Annotated in this window: 16 protein-coding genes and 1 tRNA gene; 10 read left to right on the top strand and 7 right to left on the bottom strand. The window is 52.9% G+C overall.

What is annotated here, in order from left to right; genetic code table 11:
* Position 1: 1 nt before the first annotated feature.
* The 10 genes from H6507_02415 to H6507_02460 all read left to right on the top strand — a co-directional run bounded on the left by H6507_02415 (position 2) and on the right by H6507_02460 (position 7,617).
* The gene (locus H6507_02415; GenBank protein MCB9367957.1) at positions 2-2,296 is read left to right on the top strand and encodes a polysaccharide biosynthesis tyrosine autokinase; all 2,295 of its coding nucleotides are present in this window, start codon (positions 2-4) and stop codon (positions 2,294-2,296) included.
* A gap of 82 nt (positions 2,297-2,378) precedes the next feature.
* Complete coding sequence (gene ispE / locus H6507_02420) at positions 2,379-3,299, top strand: 4-(cytidine 5'-diphospho)-2-C-methyl-D-erythritol kinase (protein MCB9367958.1); 921 nt, start codon at positions 2,379-2,381, stop codon at positions 3,297-3,299.
* A 44-nt stretch (positions 3,300-3,343) separates the two neighbouring features.
* A complete protein-coding gene (locus tag H6507_02425; GenBank protein MCB9367959.1) occupies positions 3,344-3,649 on the top strand; it encodes a septation protein SpoVG family protein in 306 nt (101 codons plus the stop codon).
* A 17-nt stretch (positions 3,650-3,666) separates the two neighbouring features.
* Positions 3,667-3,739, top strand: a tRNA-Gln gene (locus tag H6507_02430).
* A 57-nt stretch (positions 3,740-3,796) separates the two neighbouring features.
* Positions 3,797-4,816: a ribose-phosphate pyrophosphokinase gene (locus H6507_02435; protein ID MCB9367960.1), complete on the top strand. Its 1,020-nt coding sequence runs from the start codon at positions 3,797-3,799 to the stop codon at positions 4,814-4,816.
* A gap of 26 nt (positions 4,817-4,842) precedes the next feature.
* Positions 4,843-5,472, top strand: a complete 630-nt coding sequence (locus H6507_02440; protein ID MCB9367961.1) for a 50S ribosomal protein L25 — start codon at positions 4,843-4,845, stop codon at positions 5,470-5,472.
* Between the two features lie 15 nt (positions 5,473-5,487).
* Positions 5,488-6,057 (top strand): aminoacyl-tRNA hydrolase, encoded by a 570-nt coding sequence (locus H6507_02445; GenBank protein ID MCB9367962.1) that lies wholly within the window; start codon positions 5,488-5,490, stop codon positions 6,055-6,057.
* Positions 6,058-6,140: 83 nt separating this feature from the next.
* Positions 6,141-6,602, top strand: coding sequence for a 30S ribosomal protein S6 (gene rpsF / locus H6507_02450; protein ID MCB9367963.1), 462 nt, complete (start codon positions 6,141-6,143; stop codon positions 6,600-6,602).
* Positions 6,603-6,676: 74 nt separating this feature from the next.
* Complete coding sequence (locus tag H6507_02455) at positions 6,677-7,156, top strand: single-stranded DNA-binding protein (GenBank protein MCB9367964.1); 480 nt, start codon at positions 6,677-6,679, stop codon at positions 7,154-7,156.
* A 14-nt stretch (positions 7,157-7,170) separates the two neighbouring features.
* Positions 7,171-7,617 carry a 50S ribosomal protein L9 gene (locus tag H6507_02460; GenBank protein MCB9367965.1) on the top strand — a complete coding sequence of 149 codons (447 nt, stop codon included), beginning with the start codon at positions 7,171-7,173 and terminating at the stop codon, positions 7,615-7,617.
* 50 nt (positions 7,618-7,667) lie between these two features.
* Here the strand turns inward: H6507_02460 and H6507_02465 are convergent, their stop codons facing one another.
* The 7 genes from H6507_02465 to H6507_02495 are packed head-to-tail and all read right to left on the bottom strand — an operon-like array spanning position 7,668 to position 17,753.
* On the bottom strand, positions 7,668-8,426 hold the full coding sequence (locus H6507_02465; protein ID MCB9367966.1) for a hypothetical protein: 759 nt from the start codon (positions 8,424-8,426) through the stop codon (positions 7,668-7,670).
* A 22-nt stretch (positions 8,427-8,448) separates the two neighbouring features.
* Positions 8,449-9,861: a glycine--tRNA ligase gene (locus H6507_02470; protein ID MCB9367967.1), complete on the bottom strand. Its 1,413-nt coding sequence runs from the start codon at positions 9,859-9,861 to the stop codon at positions 8,449-8,451.
* Between the two features lie 12 nt (positions 9,862-9,873).
* On the bottom strand, positions 9,874-10,566 hold the full coding sequence (gene recO / locus H6507_02475) for a DNA repair protein RecO (GenBank protein MCB9367968.1): 693 nt from the start codon (positions 10,564-10,566) through the stop codon (positions 9,874-9,876).
* Positions 10,563-11,396 carry a ribosomal RNA small subunit methyltransferase A gene (gene rsmA, locus H6507_02480; protein MCB9367969.1) on the bottom strand — a complete coding sequence of 278 codons (834 nt, stop codon included), beginning with the start codon at positions 11,394-11,396 and terminating at the stop codon, positions 10,563-10,565. The genes recO and rsmA overlap by 4 nt, the downstream gene beginning before the upstream one ends.
* A complete protein-coding gene (locus tag H6507_02485) occupies positions 11,393-13,951 on the bottom strand; it encodes a hypothetical protein (protein MCB9367970.1) in 2,559 nt (852 codons plus the stop codon). Before H6507_02485 ends, rsmA begins: the two co-directional genes overlap by 4 nt.
* Positions 13,948-14,868: a hypothetical protein gene (locus H6507_02490; protein MCB9367971.1), complete on the bottom strand. Its 921-nt coding sequence runs from the start codon at positions 14,866-14,868 to the stop codon at positions 13,948-13,950. The genes H6507_02485 and H6507_02490 overlap by 4 nt, the downstream gene beginning before the upstream one ends.
* Complete coding sequence (locus H6507_02495; protein MCB9367972.1) at positions 14,868-17,753, bottom strand: hypothetical protein; 2,886 nt, start codon at positions 17,751-17,753, stop codon at positions 14,868-14,870. The genes H6507_02490 and H6507_02495 overlap by 1 nt, the downstream gene beginning before the upstream one ends.
* Between the last annotated feature and the right edge of the window lie 149 nt (positions 17,754-17,902).

A 17,902-nucleotide genomic window follows, 5' to 3' on the forward strand; every position in this document is an offset into this window, starting at 1 on the left:
TTTGGATTTCAAAGACAACACAGGGCGTTTTTCGGAGTATTTCCGCATTCTGTTCAGGGGGCGCTGGATCATCATCGGCTGCTTCTTCGCCGTGGTAGCGGCAACGACGTATTTGACGTATCGAATGCAGCCGGTATATGTCGCTTCTGCGAGCGTCTTGCTTCTCGATACGGACCCGGTGGACGTTACCATTCGAGACGCGAATCCCGCTCCGTTCAAGAAATCAAGAAATCTGAACGAGTCGGAATTGATGGGAAGCCGCAGAATCGCGGAAGACGTATTGAGGTCGTTGGCGGATTCTCCCTACAAGTCCGAGCTCAACATCATGCGAGAGTCGGATGCACTGGGGAACACGATAACGTTTGACGACCGTGTCCGCAGGCTTCGTGACAATACAAGCATTGAGAACCTTAAGGGATCAGATGTTCTGCAGGTTTCTGTCCGTGCGTCCTCTGCATTTGAATCATCATTCCTCGCTAACGCAATCGCCGAGGAATATTATCGCTATAAGCTGCGCGCCGCGCGCGGCGAGATTTCCGAAATCAGGCAATTTCTCGAGCAGCAGCTTGAAGTGGTCCGTGATCAGCTGTCACAATCAGAAGAACTCGAACGGGCATACAAAGAAAGCCGCGGAGTGTCGTCGTTGGATGACGAATCGCGTGCCTTGGTTGACCAGTCGACTCAGATGCACGCGCTTTACAATCAAACGGAAAGTGACCTGAATGCCGAGTTACGACGGATGGACTACCTTAAGCGGCAGCTTGAAGACACGCGCGGAACGATGGTTGAGGACATGAGTAACATCACGAGTCCGATCATCGAAACCCTTCAAAGAGAAATTGCGGAGAAGCAGTCGCGTTTGGCGGCGTTGGTGTCCAATCCCGGTCCGGGTACGGAAGTCACGGTCAATTCTCTTGAGAACGAAATTGAGACGATCAAAGGCAAATTGGCGGAGGAAGTGCGAAAGATCGCCAGCGGCAGAGGTTCGCTCGATCCGCTCAGAACTTCGCAAAATCTTTTTGAGGAAGTGCTGAAGAGCGAAGTCGAAATCAAGGCGTTGACGGCACGCGCCGAAGCTCTTCGCGAGGCCATCGCCAATATCGACTATGATTTGGATCAATTGCCGGAAAAGGCTCTGGTGTTGGCGCGTTTGACGCGTGACAGCAAGCTGAACGAAGACCTGTATCTGATGCTCAATGAGAAGTACGAAGAGACTCGGATCAGCGAAGCGGCGAAATCGGCCGGTGTGGAGATCGTCGACACGGCCAAGCCGCCTGAAGTGCCGGTGAAGCCGCGCAAGAAACTCAATATTCTTTTCGGAATGTTGTTTGGACTCGGGCTTGGAGTCGGCATAACTTTGTTGATTGACTTGTTGGATGATACCATCAAGACGCCGGAAGAGCTTGAGCGGATGAACTTGACGGCGCTCGGCACGATCCCGATCGTGAACATCGAGGACATTCGCCGCCGCATGAAACGGCAAGGCAAAGAGCTGACGGCGCAAGACGAAGCACGGATTGAGTCTAAGATGATCACGCGGTTCTCGCCGAAGTCTCCGATTAGCGAGGCATATAGAAGTCTTCGGACGAACATCCAGTTTTCGGATATTGACAATCCGAAACGAGTGATTCTGATGACGTCTTCGGCGACCAAAGAAGGCAAGTCAACGACGTGTGTAAACCTTGCGATCACATTTGCCCAAACCGGATCGCGTGTGTTGCTTGTGGACAGCGATTTGCGCCGTCCCACTCTGCACAATTTCTTCAATCTGGACAAGATGTACGGATTGAGCAACGTGTTGATTGGTTCACTTGCATTTTCGGATGTGATTAAGCGAACTGAAGTGGAGAATCTCGATGTGATCACGGCCGGCGACATCCCGCCGAATCCCGCTGAAATGGTCGCATCCGAGCGCATGAAGGCCTTTTTGGAAGAAGCTCGTTCTCGTTACGACGTCGTGATGCTTGACAGTCCCCCGGTTGTGGCCGTGACGGATGCCGCGATCTTGACGACTAGAGCGGATGCGACTATCGTGGTTGTAAGCTCCGGCATGACGGGCCGCAGTGAACTGAAGCGCGCGCTTGGCCTGATCGAAAGCGTGGGTTCGCACGTACTCGGCGTAATATTGAACGGACTCGACATCAAGAAGATGTACGGTTCGTACTATTACTACTTCCATTACTATCAGTACTACTACTATTACGGGTCCGAAACCGGTAAGAAGAAGAAAAAGAAGACCGGTGTAAAACGGCACCGCGAGGCGAAGATGCCTTCCGATGTCTCGGACGTAACGTAGAGTTTCCTTCAACCCGCTTCGAACCGCTCCGCTGCAAAACTGCTTTGCGGCGGAGCGTCTACTTTACTCCTCTCCCCATCCATTGGAAGAACTTACTCGCACCTATCCAGACAGCTTCGAAATTGAAGGTGGTTTCATGCTTCGTTCGCCAGCTAAGGTGAACTTGCTTCTGCGTATTCTTGGCAAGCGAGCCGATGGATACCACGAATTAGAAACTGTTTTCCAAGAGCTCGACTGGTACGATGAATTGGAGTTTCGTGATGACGATTCATTCACACTTGAGGTTCAAGGAGCCGATCTGCCCTCCGGGGAATCGAACTTGGTTGTGAAGGCCGCTCGGCTGCTGTCAAAGGCCGCCGGAGTCGGATGCCGTGGTCGGCTGGTTCTCAAGAAGAATCTTCCCGTGCAGGGTGGGGTAGGGGGAGGCTCATCGAATGCGGCGATCGCCTTGTTGGGCCTGAATCGTCTTTGGCGGCTAAACTGGCCTGTTTCCCGGCTTGACAGCCTTGCCAAGGAACTTGGAGCCGACTGCCCGTTTTTCCTCTACGGTGGGCTGGCCAGGGCCACTGGCCGTGGGGATGTGATAGAACCGCTCAAGGGCAGAAGTGAGGGGATGTTTGTGCTGGTTTGCCCGCCTTTTGGGGTCGAGACGGCGTGGGCCTTTTCCCAAGTCAGGGTACCCTTGACAGAAGTGGAGAAGAATGTTATATTTAGTCCTCTGTGGTCATCAGGAAGAGGTGAGTCGCACCCTGTTGATTTTCTCTCTAACGATTTGGAAAATATAGTTTTCCAGAGGCATGAGGGACTTATCGGGTTACGAGATTCCCTGCTTGAGGCTGGAGCAGTTGCATCCCTCTTGTCCGGAAGTGGGTCAACTGTTTTCGGAATTTTTGAATCACACGAGCAGGCCGACGCTGCAAAGCGAAAGCTGGAAACAGAATTAGACTTACGGATTACGGTGTGCCGCGCCGTGGCTCGGAGCAGAAATGAAAGTCCCCGCTAAAGGGGAAAAAGGTCATACTTGCATGGGAAGCAAGGGGTGAAATCTTGACCATCACAGAGATTCACGTCAATCTACGCGACGAAGAAAAGCTAAAAGCATTCGTCAATATTACTTTTGATGACGTATTCGTCATTCGAGGTTTGAAGATCATCGAGGGCAAAGATGGCTTGTTCGTTTGCATGCCCAGCCGCAAGCTGGAGGATGGCACGTACAAGGATATTGCCCACCCGATCACGAACGAGTTTCGTCGGCAGATGGAGTCTCAAATACTCGAAGAATTCAACAGACTTTCCGACGAAGCATCGGCCAGTCCGGCAGCACCCGGTCATGGAGACGGTGTCACGAGTTGAGAGGATTATTTTCATACTGGGGCGTCGCCAAGTTGGTAAGGCAGCAGGTTTTGGTCCTGCCATTCGGAGGTTCGAGTCCTTCCGCCCCAGCGAGTTGGACAGTGAATCCCTGTGGTTCGCATCGCTGACGTGTAACGGAGACACGTATTGTATCGCAGCTACGAACTAAAGATCTTCAGCGGAACTGCTCATAGAGCGCTTGGTGAACGCATTGCAGCGTCGCTTGGCCTTCCGCTCGGTGAAGTAAAAATTAGCCGGTTCTCCGACGGGGAAATCGGTGTGCAGTTTGAGGAAAACATTCGCGGCCGCGATGTTTTTCTGGTGCAGCCGACTTGCCCGCCTGCGGAAAACCTGCTCGAATTGCTGATCATGGTGGATGCTGCCAAGCGAGCGTCAGCCGGCCGCATCACGGCAGTGATTCCATACTATGGCTACGCGCGGCAGGATCGCAAGGACGGCCCACGTGTCGCGATCACGTCAAGACTTGTAGCGGACCTGCTTCAGGCCGCCGGGATTCACCGAATCCTGACGATGGACCTGCACGCGCCGCAGATTCAGGGCTTCTTTAATATTCCCTTTGACCACTTGATGGCTTCACGGCTGTTCATTGATCTTTTTACGATGCACCCTGTGGAGAATCTCACGATTGTCGCTCCGGACGTAGGATCCACGAAGCTCGCCCGGTTCTACGCCAACTACATGAAGACGGACTTTGTGATTGTCGACAAGCACCGCACCGGTCCGAATCAGGCCGTTGCGATGAATCTGATTGGCGACGTGCGAGGCAAAAACTGTTTGATAGTCGATGATATCGTAGATACTGCGGGTACGCTTGCCGCAACCGTAAGGATGTTGAAAGAGCGCGGAGCCTTGGATATCTACGGTGCGATAACTCACCCGGTGCTTTCGGGACAGGCCGTTGACCGGATTGAATCAAGTGATATGGCCGCGATGTGGGTGACGGATTCTCTTCCGACGCCGCGCGAGCATCATTACAACAAGATTCGCAAGCTCTCCACTGCGAAGCTATTCGCAGGAGCAATACAGCGAATCCACGAAGAAGAGTCAATCAGCCATTTGTTTCTCGACGATCATGAAGAAACGCGCGAGTCGATGGTAGACCAGGCGCAGCTTGAAGCGATGGCCGGAATAATTTCCTCGGATTAGTTTTTCAAATATCCTTACATACACACATGTCAGAGCATCTTTCAATTGCCGCGGAAGCGCGGACTCCCAATGTCCCGAAAGGGCACCAACTCAGGAAGACCGGCCGCGTTCCGGGCGTATACTACAATGCCAAGCGGGACGTCAAGTACATTTCGTTTGACAAGTTCGAACTTGCCCGCTTGCTCCGCAAGGAAATGGCCGTCCTCGATTTGAAAGTCGGTGGCGAATCGCTGCCGTGCGTAATTCGTGAAGTACAACGTCATCCCGTATTTGGTGACATCATTCATGTGGACCTCTACGGCGTCGATTTGTCACAAAGCGTTCGCGTTCGCGTACCGGTGCATGCCGTGGGTACGGCCACCGGAGTTAAGCTCCAAGGCGGAATTCTCGATACAGTTGTGTACGAGGTTGAAATCGAAGGTCTTCCCGACGCGATTCCGACACACATTGACTTGGACGTTTCTCCTCTGAGTGTCGGCGATGCGCTTCGCTTTGAAGATATCAAGCTTGATGGCATCACGGTCATCGGCGATCCGACGTCCGTAATCTTGCACGTGACCGGAAAGAAGGTCGAAGCAACCGAAGAAGGCGAAGTTGCCGAAGCGGGCGCCGCCGAACCGGAAGTCATTCGCGAGAAGAAGCCTGCCGAAGAATAGTCATCTGAGTTGCGTGTGCGGCTGATAGTCGGTCTGGGAAACCCGGGCTCCGAATATGACGATACACCGCACAACATCGGCTTTGCCGTCGTTGAAGAACTTGCGCGCCGTAACTCGCTGGTCTTTCGAAGAGGGCCGGTGCCGGAAAGCATGGCGGTTCAGTTGTCACCGCGGATAGACGCGGTTCTGCTTAGACCTTTGTCATACATGAATCTCTCCGGCCGGCCGGTCAGTGCTGCAGCCAGATGGTACAAGGTATCGCCCAAAGAGCTGATTGTCGTTTGCGATGACGTCAATCTTCCTTTCGGGAGGCTGCGCATCCGAGCGAATGGCGGACCGGGTGGACAAAAGGGACTGAACTCGATCATACAGTCGCTCGGAACAGACGAAATACCCCGGCTTCGCATGGGAGTCGGAGGAGGATATCCGGGCGCGGACGTCGGAAATTACGTCCTGCGAAAATTGCGCGGTAAGGAGCTGGACTCCTATCGCGAACTGGTAGAACTTGGAGCCGATGCAGTTGAGCATTGGCTTGCAGAAGGGTTGGACGCGGCGATGAACCGCTTTAACGTGTCCGCCGAATAAGTAGTCAGCGAAACAAACACACCCCTGCCTGCGAACTGGCAAATTTGCAGGCCGCAACAGACCAAAGGGAAAAGGAAGCCTGAATGACAACCTACGAACTTGTACTGATCTTTGATCCAAACGTTGAATCCGAGCAGGTCGAGACTGATCTGCGCAAGATTAGTGAATTGATTACGAGTCATGGCGGCACGTTCCGTCGCTGGGAGCGATGGGGCAAACGCCGGCTTGCTTACGAGATCAAGCACCGTCAATACGGAGCATATGTTTTGACCGTGTATGACTTGCCGTCAGCGGCGACTCACGAGTTGGACCGCATGCTTCACTTGATGACGACGTTGCTGCGTCAGCTTGTGACGGTCGTTGAGCCTGACCGCGTGCCTGAAGTGGATGAAGAGTCAGTGCAGACGCTCGGCATAGTCAAGGAAGTTCCTCAGGAAGAAGTAGCCGGTGAAGAAACCGAAGCGTCGGCAGATGCAAGCGAGGAAGCTGAAGAAGGTGACGCTGAGGAAGTAGAAGAGACCGTGGCTGAAGAAAAAACAGAGTAGTCAACTGGTCGACCACCTGTAGGGAGGGTGGTTCGCAAATATGCGCTTTGATGGCAAAATGTTAGGGAGAGACTATGGCGGACTACAAAATGCCCGATATCAACTGTGTCATTATTGCTGGTAACCTAATTAAGGATCCCAGCTTTCGGAAGACGACTTCCGACGTGCCGGTCGCAAATTTTACGATCGCTTCGAATCGTAAATTCAAGGACTCCAGCGGACGAATCAAGGAAGACGTGTGCTTCATTGGAATCGTGGCTTGGTACAAACTTGCGGAGAGTTGCAAAGAAAACCTGCACAGGGGCAGCGCAGTGCTGGTTGAAGGGGAACTTCAGAGCCGCAGTTTCGTAGGGGAAGACGGCAATAACCGTAGTTGGGTAGAAATTAAGGCTCGCCGCATTCAATTCCTGAATCGTCGCGACCACTTAAATGAGCATGATTCCCACTCTCACGTGGATTCAATCGAGGACGATGAAAATCATCATCCGGCGGACGAGGACGATCACGAACATTCGCAGTTCACGTACCGCAGTTACATCTTGAACAAGCCATAACACAGATAGACAAAATGCAGATTATTCTACGTTCGGATTACGAAAATCTGGGAAAAGTGGGTGACGTAGTCACGGTCAAGCCGGGCTATGCGCGCAACTTCCTGATTCCGCGCGGCATTGCGTTTGCCGCGAATAAGTCGAATCTTGCGAGACTTGACCATGAACGCAAGATTCTTCAGATGCGCGACTTGAAAGAACGCCGCAAGGCCGGCGATGTGTACGCTCAGATCAACGGACTTAAGCTGATTAAGTCGGTGCAAGTCGGAGAAGAAGAGCGCATGTTTGGTGCTGTGACCTCTTCCGACATTGCGGAGCTCATCAAGGAACGAGGCTACGAGATCGACCGCCGCAAGATTCAGCTTGAGGAACCGATCAAACATCTTGGCGAATTCAATATTCCGGTTAAACTGCACCGCGAAGTGATCGCGACTGTGACCGTGGACGTTGTTCCCAACATTTGATAGAAGTCAAGGCTTCAAGAAAAAGCCCGGCCATTGGCCGGGCTTTTTTGTCAATTGGATTCGAACCGTTCGCGTTTTGTGTCGAGCAGCTTCGTGTTCTTTCGGAGAAACCGCAGAATGAAGAACATAGCAACGGATGATACAAGCAGTACATTCCAGATCATATCGACGCGGAAGACGTGTTCAACGAAATAGTGTTCGAAGAGATCAAGGATATAGAAAACGACAACGATTCCGACGAGGGAATAGAACTCACTCCGCAGGCCCGCCTTGAAAGAGAACTCAATTCCCGGCTTCACCCAGTGTGAGAATTTGGGAAACCAGCACGGCGTACGGTTCGCCCATTCATTTAAAGAGTCGCCAAACTTGCCGCGCAAGTATTCTTCTTCAGTGGCAATGATTCTCTCGTAGTACAATACCAGCGCGAGACATCCTGCCAACGCAAACCAAATGGACTTTGTAAACAGCAGAGCCGCCGTATACATGATCAAGTTGCCAAGATAGAGCGGATGCCGGACAAGCGAATACATTCCCTTCGTATTCAGCGCGTCTGCAACCTGTCCCGCGCTGGTATTGCGACCGGAAGTGCCGGACTGGGCATAGCCGATCGACAGAAATCTAGTCAGGCTTCCGACCAAGGCAAGGCCAAAACACGCAAAATCCCACACCATATCATAAACATGGGATCCGCCGACATAAGACCTATAAAGCGAAAGCTGCCAAATACCGAAAGGAACAAGCAAGAGAGGAAGGTAGCTTCGATAACGGAAAAGAAACTGACCTTGGCGGCTCATTTCATTCAACAGCATTCGGATCTCCCTGCAATGTTCATCAAGATGCAGCGAGCTTCGCCGCGATCCAAACGGGCAGCTCGGCCATCTTGATTCTGAACTGTTCAAGGGTGTCACGGTCCCGCATCGTGACCGTCTGGTCTTCTTTAGTTTGGTAATCGACAGTGACTCCCCACGGTGTGCCAATCTCGTCCATTCTGCGGTAGCGGCGTCCGATAGAACCGGAATGGTCCACGAAGACGGCTCCGACTCTGCGAAGATCACTTGCAAGCTGATCGGCGATCTCTGCCAAGCCGTCCTTTTTCACCAGTGAAAAGACGCCTGCCTTATACGGAGCAATGGAAGGAGACAACCTTAGCACGGTGCGGGCCTCCCCGTCCTGTGTGTCTTCATAGTATCCGTCCACGAGGCAAGTTAGCAGCGTGCGATTCAGACCAGAAGACGTTTCTACTATGAAAGGAATGAACCGTTCTTTAGTTTCATCGTCCAAATAGGATAAGTCTTTGCCCGAAAACTCAGAGTGTCGTTTGAGGTCGAAATTCGTTCGATTGTGAATACCTTCAAGTTCTTGCCAACCGAACGGGAATTCATATTCGATATCGTAAGCGTCCGCGGCATAGTGTGCGAGTTCTTGCGGCGTGTGTTGATGGAGCCGCAGCTTCTCGGGACGAATGCCGAGCTTCTTGTAGTACTCGAACCGCTTGTCACGCCACTTGACCAGCCAGTCCCCGGCTTCATTCGGCGGCACGAAGAACTGCATCTCCATCTGCTCGAATTCGCGCGTACGGAAGATGAAATTTCCCGGAGTAATCTCGTTCCGAAACGCCTTGCCGATTTGCGCGATTCCAAACGGAAGCTTTACGCGCCCCGTATTCAGGACGTTTTGATAGTTGACGTAAATTCCCTGAGCGGTTTCCGGGCGGAGGTAGACGACGGCAGCGCTCTCTTCAACCGGCCCCAGAAACGTCTTGAGCATCAGATTGAATTGACGAGGCTGAGTCAGGTTTCCGGTTGTCCCGCATGTGGGGCACGCGGCTTCACTCCAACGAATTTTCGCAAGCTGGTCAAGGTCGCCTTCCGCACCTTCGGGGATCTCGCCGTCCATCAAAGAAGCAAGTTTCTTCTTTTTTTGCCATTGCTTGATCAAGTCCTGCGCCTTGAAACGTGCCTTGCAGTTCTTGCAATCTACAAGCGGATCGACGAATCCGTCGACGTGGCCAGACGCTTTCCAAACTTGCGGGTGCATGAGAATTGCCGCGTCCACTCCGACGATATTGTCATGGAGTTGCGTCATCTCCCGCCACCAGTAGTGTGCAATATTGTTCTTCAGCGCAATACCGAGCGGGCCGTAGTCCCAGATTGATGCGAGACCGCCGTATATTTCAGAAGATTGAAAAACAAAGCCGCGCCTCTTGCAAAGGCTGACGACCTTGTCCATAACGCTTTGAGCCATGTTGTATCGAGATTAGCTTTTGGTTTGTCTTGCCCAACGCAACGCTTCCACGGCGCGGGAGGGGACAGTGACGTGAAGATTACTTGACAAATAGTGGAACAGCCAACGCGTGATTTCGCGCTCGGCCGTGGGGGAGACTCGCAGACGCGCGGCGACGTCAAAATCAGACTGAATCAGCTTACGCAGCACAGCCGTTGACTCGCCGGTTAACTTGACAGGCGATTGAATATCCTCAATCTTGCCATTCAGAGCGAAGCCCAATTGCGAAAGCAGCACGACATGGAATTTCCAAAATACCGGCCAGCGTGCGGTGTTCGGAAGTTCGCAAGCTCTAAGTAACTTTGAGGCAGCGGCAAAAATCTCGGGATGAGGATCATCGTCGCTTTGTGTGCGCAAAACAAGCTCAACACAAGAACTCGCCATGACCAGCGGCTCCAATGCCGAACGAATTCCAAAATGCGCGTCAAGGAGCGACATTTCCCGCACAATTTGCAAGTCTCGGGCAGGCTTGTGCGCCCAAACAAACTCCATCTCGTAGCCCGGTTCTGGAACGAGCACCGTGCCATTCTTAACTTTCCGGCGCGCGCCCTTGGCCATCAATCCGATTTTGCCGTGCCGTTCTGCAAACACCGTGAGAACCAGTGACGTCTCACTATACGGCGTCACCCGCAAAACAATCGCGGCGTCCCTAACAAGTTCACTCATTGTTCCCGCGAACTAATTCGCAATCGGAGCTCGTTGCACAGCTCACACCATTCGGCGGGACTTAAAGTCTCAGGTCTGCGCGTGAAATCAAAATCAATTGTCTGCCAGAACGGATGAATGCCGGCCAATTGTGAAAGAGTAGACTTCAACATTTTGCGTCGCTGAGAAAACGTGAAGCGTACGGCGCGTTCAAACAATTTGTAATCTGTGGGGTAGTGCACAGGCTCGCGCATGAACTCCATTCGCACAACTCCGCCGTCGACTTGGGGAGTGGGGCGGAAGGCTGACGCTGGAACAATCGTGAACAAATCAACTTTTGCCTCGGCCTGAACAAAGACAGACAATTTGCCGTAGGTACGTGACCCTGAGTTGGCCGCCATGCGCTCGGCAACTTCGCGCTGCATCATCAAGACGCCAAGCGAAAACCACGGCAGCGACTCGTCCACACGTGCCTCCCGATTGTGCTCGAGCATCCGATAAATGATGCCGCTGGAAAGATGATATGGAAGATTTCCAACAACCTTCAGCGGGGATATTCCACGGAGCGCGGAAAAATCATACTCCATGAAATCCGAATGCACAAGAGAAAAGTTTCCGCATTTGGCAAATTTCTCAGTAAGAAACTCCTGCAGCCGGTTGTCAATTTCGACAGCGATGATCTTGGCGGGCGTATCAAGGAGCAGTTCGGTGAGAAAGCCGCGCCCCGGACCGACTTCGACTATCGTGTCGCCGGGGCGAATTTGTAGGGCCGAAACAATCTCATGAGCGTATTGCCGCTCCGTGAGAAAACATTGTCCGAGACTCTTCTTAGGAAGAGGCGGAGTTTTCAAAACAGATAATCGAGCTGAATACGGAACGACCACGCGCGTTGAACGACGTTGTCGCCTCCGAACGAACGGCCAGAAACAGGATCGGGATAGGAGTTGCCGTCGCGGGCCTGAACGAAGGTCTTAGTCACCGGACTGTCGCCTGTCACCTTAAACCGTGCCGTCAGAGAATTTGAGAAGCGGTTTGTCAACGATACCCACCAGCGCGTGGATTTTCCATCCACTACGACAAACTCCGTATCTTCGAAGTTCCAAAGAAATCCGTCGTAAACGAGCCATGCGGCCTTAAGTTTCAAAGATGGCGCAAAATTGTGCGTCATTTCGATGCCGACGGCTTCCTGCGGCGAAGCGGATTGCGCATCAAGCGGATGCTCGCCCGTCGGATCAGGATCGCCAATCAAACGAGGGCGCGGAGTGAAACGGGTGTACCCACTCGCGTACATTAGCTGCAATTCGTCATAGCGGGACAAGCGGTACTCGAGGTTGATGCGGTTTTCGTACGTCAAGAACCCGGACGGCTGTTCGGGATCACTGTTCCAACGTCCTTGCAGTTTTTGGCGAAGGCGCAATTGGATAGGCCACACCGGACGGTAGGTGATCTTTGCTACCCAGCGGTAATAATCCGCTTGGTCGGGAACACGAGTCCAGTTGTCAATTTCGCCAACGAGCAATATCGGCCGCGAAAGCTGGTAACGGGTTTCAAAATAGACACCTTGTTCCGCTTGTGGGCTTGCGGAATTGCGCTCGATTTGGGCGAACGTCGGAGTGGAAAGATAGAACTCGTCTTCGTAGGTTGTGCCGTTGTATCTGGAGTAGTTCGCGAATCCGTGCGAATACGGATTGTCGTATCCAATAGAGTAGTCGCGATAGACTCCGAGCAGGGTCAGAGAATTCCACTGTGCGTGCGCTGACGCAACAAGTCCGTGCGGATCGTCACCTACGGCCAAAACTCCCCCGTTTTGTTCAAGCTCCGCGTATTCGAATTGGAACGTGTAATTATTGACAACTTGCATAAGGTCGAGACCGAACGTCCTGCGAATGCCGCGCGCACCGCTCCATATACCGCCGTCAACATCCGAGCGGTGACCGTTCAGAATTTCTGAATTCAGAATATTGTCGCCAATTTCATCGCGTTCCTGCGGGTCGATCACCGGGTAAATCGTCACAACCGTATCTTTGCCGGCCCTCGTAACCGCATCGTACTTGTATCCTTGGCCGAAGTCGGGTTTGATTGGGCGATCGTAGTCAAACTCCGTGGCAATGATTCCAACCGAGGTTCCTACCCACGGGCGATAAGCCAGTTCGCCGCCGACCGCAACTTCACGCACGGCATTGAGCATCGACTGCGTTCCTTCAAAGGCGGGAACAGTCACGGTGTCACCGTTGGTCAGCTTCTGTTGTGTAGGATAAATGTCAAGATCGTCACGCGGTACAAGCGTAATCAACCGGTTGAGTGAACCGTCGGGATTAAGAATAGCGTCTTTCAACTGTGACGAAACAAACGCAATTCCCTTAAGTTTCCCATAAGACGCCTCCGCTGCCGCGCCTTTCAATGTAAACTCTTGCGATCTCGATAAGTCGGGAGCAATACCTGTGAGACGCTTGTCAAATCCGAACCCGGAGTATCGCGGATTGAAATAGTCGCCACTTTCCATTGCGACGCCTTGTCCCAGCGAAATCTGGTAATTCCCGACGTATACACGATCCAAACGCACGGGGCCGAGCGTATCTTTTTCAAGTCCCGCGAACCACTTGAACTCAGGAATTTGCGCGCCTGCTACGTCCCAATAGATGGTCTGTTCACCGAGACTGCGGTGCCACAGAGCTCCGCCTTTGTATTTTGAATAATTCAAGCGAAGTTTGTGGCTCACGTCTGGTGTCGGATCAACCAACCGGGTAGGATCGATTGCAAGCTCTTCGTCGGCGAAAAACGGCGTGTCGTAGGCACGAAACGTATACGCACCATGCAGCTTTTTGCGCCGGACGGTCGGGTCATACGTCAAGTAGTTGCGTGCGTTGCGATAGCCCCACGACGACAACCCGGGAACTGCGCGCAAGTCACGCGAACCGCGAATTCCGCCTTGCAGTTTTACTTGATTGTAAATAGCCACTGCATCCGCGGGCGAAACGTTTTGCAAATCCATCAGTTCGTCGAGCGTCGCTTCGTTGACGTTCATCGGTTCAAGCATACGATCGATCCATTCGTCAACCAGGCCGACATTCGTGCCTTCTTCCGTGCCGAGATTTTCGATCCGGTAGTAGGCGTCTTCGATTCGGTCGAGACGGTCGTCACCGGGACGCGGAGGATTCACCCGCACCAAACTGCGCAAGCTCATCATCGTGATCGGGTCAATCTGAGGCAGGTCGTTAAGCTCGTAGATGCTCTTGAACGGACCTTCGTAGACCATACGTTCCCAAATCGCATCAGCCTGTTCGGGCGTTATCGGCAATGCGTCAACTTGCGCGCGAGTCGCAGAGTTCAGATCAAGCACATCCTCGGCGAAGCAGAGCGACGTCAATACAAGCAGGGCGAGTATAAACCGGCCAAAACGCATCATGCACCCGGCTTCCAGAGTTTGCCCAAACTTTGCGGCACGTCAAATCCGACGCTGAATGTATGCGAAGGCGACAGCACCGGATGATACATGAACGCGTAATCTACAACTATGTCGCGGAAGAAGAGTCCGAAACCCGTAGTAAAAACATTCGGATTCGTCAGAACGCCGACACGAATATGGAACGGCTTGACCACCTGAAGATCGCCGCCCGCCTTAAACACCGTGCCGCCTTCCAATCGGCGTTCGATGTCAAAGGTTGAACGAACTCCGTAATACGGCTCGTACATCACACCCGCCGACAAGGAGCGGGGGAGATCGCGTTTCAAATCTCGTCCCATTTGCGGACGGTTTATGTTGTGGAATGCGCCGCCCAAGAAGAAGCGATCCCACACTTTTGCCGTTGCGCCGATGTCGAGACCAATGGTGCTTGCGCTGCCGAGATCATATGAACCTGACGGTCCTTCTACGGATTCACCCAAGCTCCACGAAATGAGTTTAACCGCATAGCCGATACTCAGAGCAGAGTGGATGTCTTCCTGCAGCATGAGTCCGTGAGCGACGGAAATTTCCGTTTCACCGGAAATCGTCTCTCCGCCCAATCGAGTACTCAAACTCTGGATTGAGACGCCTATTGATCCGGCTTTTTTCGGAAGATATGTGTAACCGGAAGCCGAAAGATGCGAAAGAAAGCTAACGCTGTAAGGAAGGTGATACGCAAAGCGCCCGCCGGTACCGTGGCTGAGTCCGAGGCCCGCTGGATTCCAGAGAATTGCGTCGCTGCCGCGAGCGGCCGCCGTGTAAGCACCACCCATGCCTTGCGCGGCAGGAGTGGGAAGATTCGGATCGGAAATCAACTGCGCACTCGAAGTCTGCAAAGTTGCAAAAAGCGCGCACAAAGTAATCAGGAGTTTCTTCATCACAGGCGGGTCCCCACAACGATAGGTTTCGTGACGGACTCCGTCTCTCCATTCTTGATTGATTCAAGGTGCAAAATATAAGTACCGATGGGGAGCAGCTCTCGCAGGTCATTTCGACCGTCCCAATCCAAATGCTGCGGCCCGCCTGATTTCTTGTCAACGAATGTATAAACAAGCTGTCCGCGAAGATTGAACAAACGGAGCCGCACGGCGCCTGTAGGTGGTGCGTCGTAGTAAATTGGGAAGGTCTGCCCGATATCCGGAGCAAATGCTTTGTTTGGCACGTCCAAAATCAACTTGCCGGTCGGTGCGCCGACCGAATCGGGATCGGTGAAATCAGCGGCGTATCCGGCAAGCATTTGGAAATCCCCGCTAAACGTGGACGACGGTCCCGCAATACTCATGCGCTTGCCGACAAGACTGCCCAGCGGATACCACGCACCGCCGAGATATACGCTGTCAAGCTCCATTGAATCCCAAACGCGCAGTGTGACGTTGCCCGAGCCGTCATCGACAAAAATATTTGTGCCGCCTCCGACGTTTTCGTCGACTTGATACACTGTTCCGATCACACGGCACCACGTTCCGGATCCGTACAAATCAGGAACGGAACAACGGACAATTGAGGCTTGAGTTCTCAAGTCACCAGTACGAATTACGATCGGCTCCGGCAAAGGTTGATTCTCAGAAAGGACTCGAACATCGGCGGAGTTTTGTCCTGCCGCGAACTCACCCATTTGAATTGCCCCAGAGAACTGATTAACAAGTCCGGTGATTTCAATCAGATTTCCACGCCTAATGCCGGGGAATGTTGATGCCGCGCCGGTATTAGAGAGGTTAAATCCGCGGCCGCTCTGATCTTGTATGAAAGCTGAGATACGGCGCGAACCGGACGTTGTCGTGACATCTTGCACAAAGTTCACGACTCCCCGAAATGTCGTCCGTTGACCATCAAAGGACGCATAGTCATTATATACGTCGGCAATCGCAGTTACTTCATTTGCGGAATATCCGCCAAAACCGAGAGTCGCGCTCGTCAAGATGTTGCCGGCGGCGTCGGAAATATCCATGACTTCAACTTGGTAGGCCGACGCGGACGGCATCGATTCGAGCGTTTCCAACTGAATTGTTCGTCCGTCACTAAAGAGTAGTGCAGACTCAATATGCAGAGTCGGGAAATTGGCGTCCGTTACGTCGATGATTTCAAAACGAGCAAGATCATCGGCCGCGCTGAGGGCAAGACGTTCATTGAAACGCAGGTTGACAAGATGCTCGGCGACAGTGATTGCTGATGCGAGTTGCGGCGGACGGCGGTCAATAACCCCGAGATCCGCGTCACTCCGCGGAGCAATCATATGGCCGGGAACATTGTTAAAGTCGACGCATCCCTGAATGAAAGTGAAGCTGTCACCCACAGCGGGGACATACTCCAATCCAAAATTACCGATGATTACGCCGGAACCGGAACCGTCGGAGGCTTCCCACTGTGTGTATTGAGCGAAGTCGTTTGTGCCAGTAACCACGCCGGGGCCCACGTAAACAAAGCCGCCTTCATAGGCCTCCGCCATTCCGGGGAGAATCGCGGTCGTGATCGTGTCAGGCGGGGGAACGGTTCCTTGACCGAGAATCGTGACGGACGAGACGCTCGATAGCTCAGTGATGCCATTAAACTCTTGGACGCTTGCTGTCACCAGTACGCAATCGCCCGCCGCAACCGTTGTCGGTGAAGCATACACATAGACCCCAGACCACGGTCCGCCGCCCGGATCACTCATGAAGAAGCTGCTCCCGCCATCATAGTTTGCACCCGTTACTATTCCGGTTACGGTGACAGTCTGCCCGTTTAGCGGCGATTCGCCACCGGCTGGATTGTCAACAAACTGAATGTCAAATATCGAAAGATGGATCGAGCGAATCAAATAGGAATAGGTTTCGTCCGGCGCGTTCGCAGGGGAGAGACTCTGAAGACCGTCTCCGTCTCGAGCCGAGACGTAAAAGTAGGCTGACACATGTTCCGGTCCGGCGGGGAGAATGCCGCCCCACTCGCCGTCGAACGCGTCGCCGTCTCCGTGCTCACCGTCATCATGCATCATGACAGCGCTGAAGTCACCGGTGTTTCCGAAACGGTAGAAAATCAGAACTTCCGCAATATCACTATTGTCGTCCACAATACGCGCCGTTACGGTTACCGGATCAACGGCAGTCGGACGATCCGGCAAGAAACCGACGTCGCCGATCAGCGGTGGCCGATTTGATGTGAATCCAAAATCGAAGTCGTTTCTTGGATTCAACGTGAAGGCTCCAGCCGAGAGCGAGATGATTCCGCGCAAGTACTGCAGCGTGTCTCCCACGAGCGGCGAGTTCTCGAAATCAAAACCCTTCCGCACACGAATAGACCCGGTTTCATCTTCAATTTGAAAACCGTTAGTGAAGACTTCGGTTACGACAGGTGCGTCCACTTGAACCAAGACTCCTTCCAGCGACTCGCCAATGTCGGCAATGACCGTCCCGTAAGGGGGAATCGTCGTAGATGTCGCCTGGGGCCCGAAAAGTATGGCCGGGACCCTTAATCTCGTCTCGGTACCGGACTCCTCTACCGTGGCCTGCAAGACAATCGAATCTCCGATCGCAAGAGTCAGGGTTTGAGTTTCGTTGACTTGGATTCCGCTCCAGGGTCCACCGCCGGGATCGGAAATGAAATAGCGGAGGCCATTACTGAAGCCGTAGCCGGTCACAATGCCAGCTACTTCGACGGTTTGCCCATTCAGAGGGGAGGTGCCATCAGGTGCCTCCGTAAACTGAATATCATGAACAGAAATGGGCTCGGCAACTAAGGAAGTCGCTGACAATAATAGACTTACAGCGAGAATCGCTAAGAAATGCATACGAGATTGTTGAGAAAATAGGGGAAAACAGGCGGGGTATAGATTAGACTCAGCAAAATACAGAAACTGCTCTCGAAATACAAGCCATATAGGGGCCTATTTTATGCGAAATTCGATAGCATTTTGCCCTGTGAACCAAGAGTCAGAGA

Source organism: Calditrichota bacterium (assembly GCA_020637445.1).
Classification (GTDB): Bacteria; Electryoneota; RPQS01; order RPQS01; family RPQS01; genus JABWCQ01.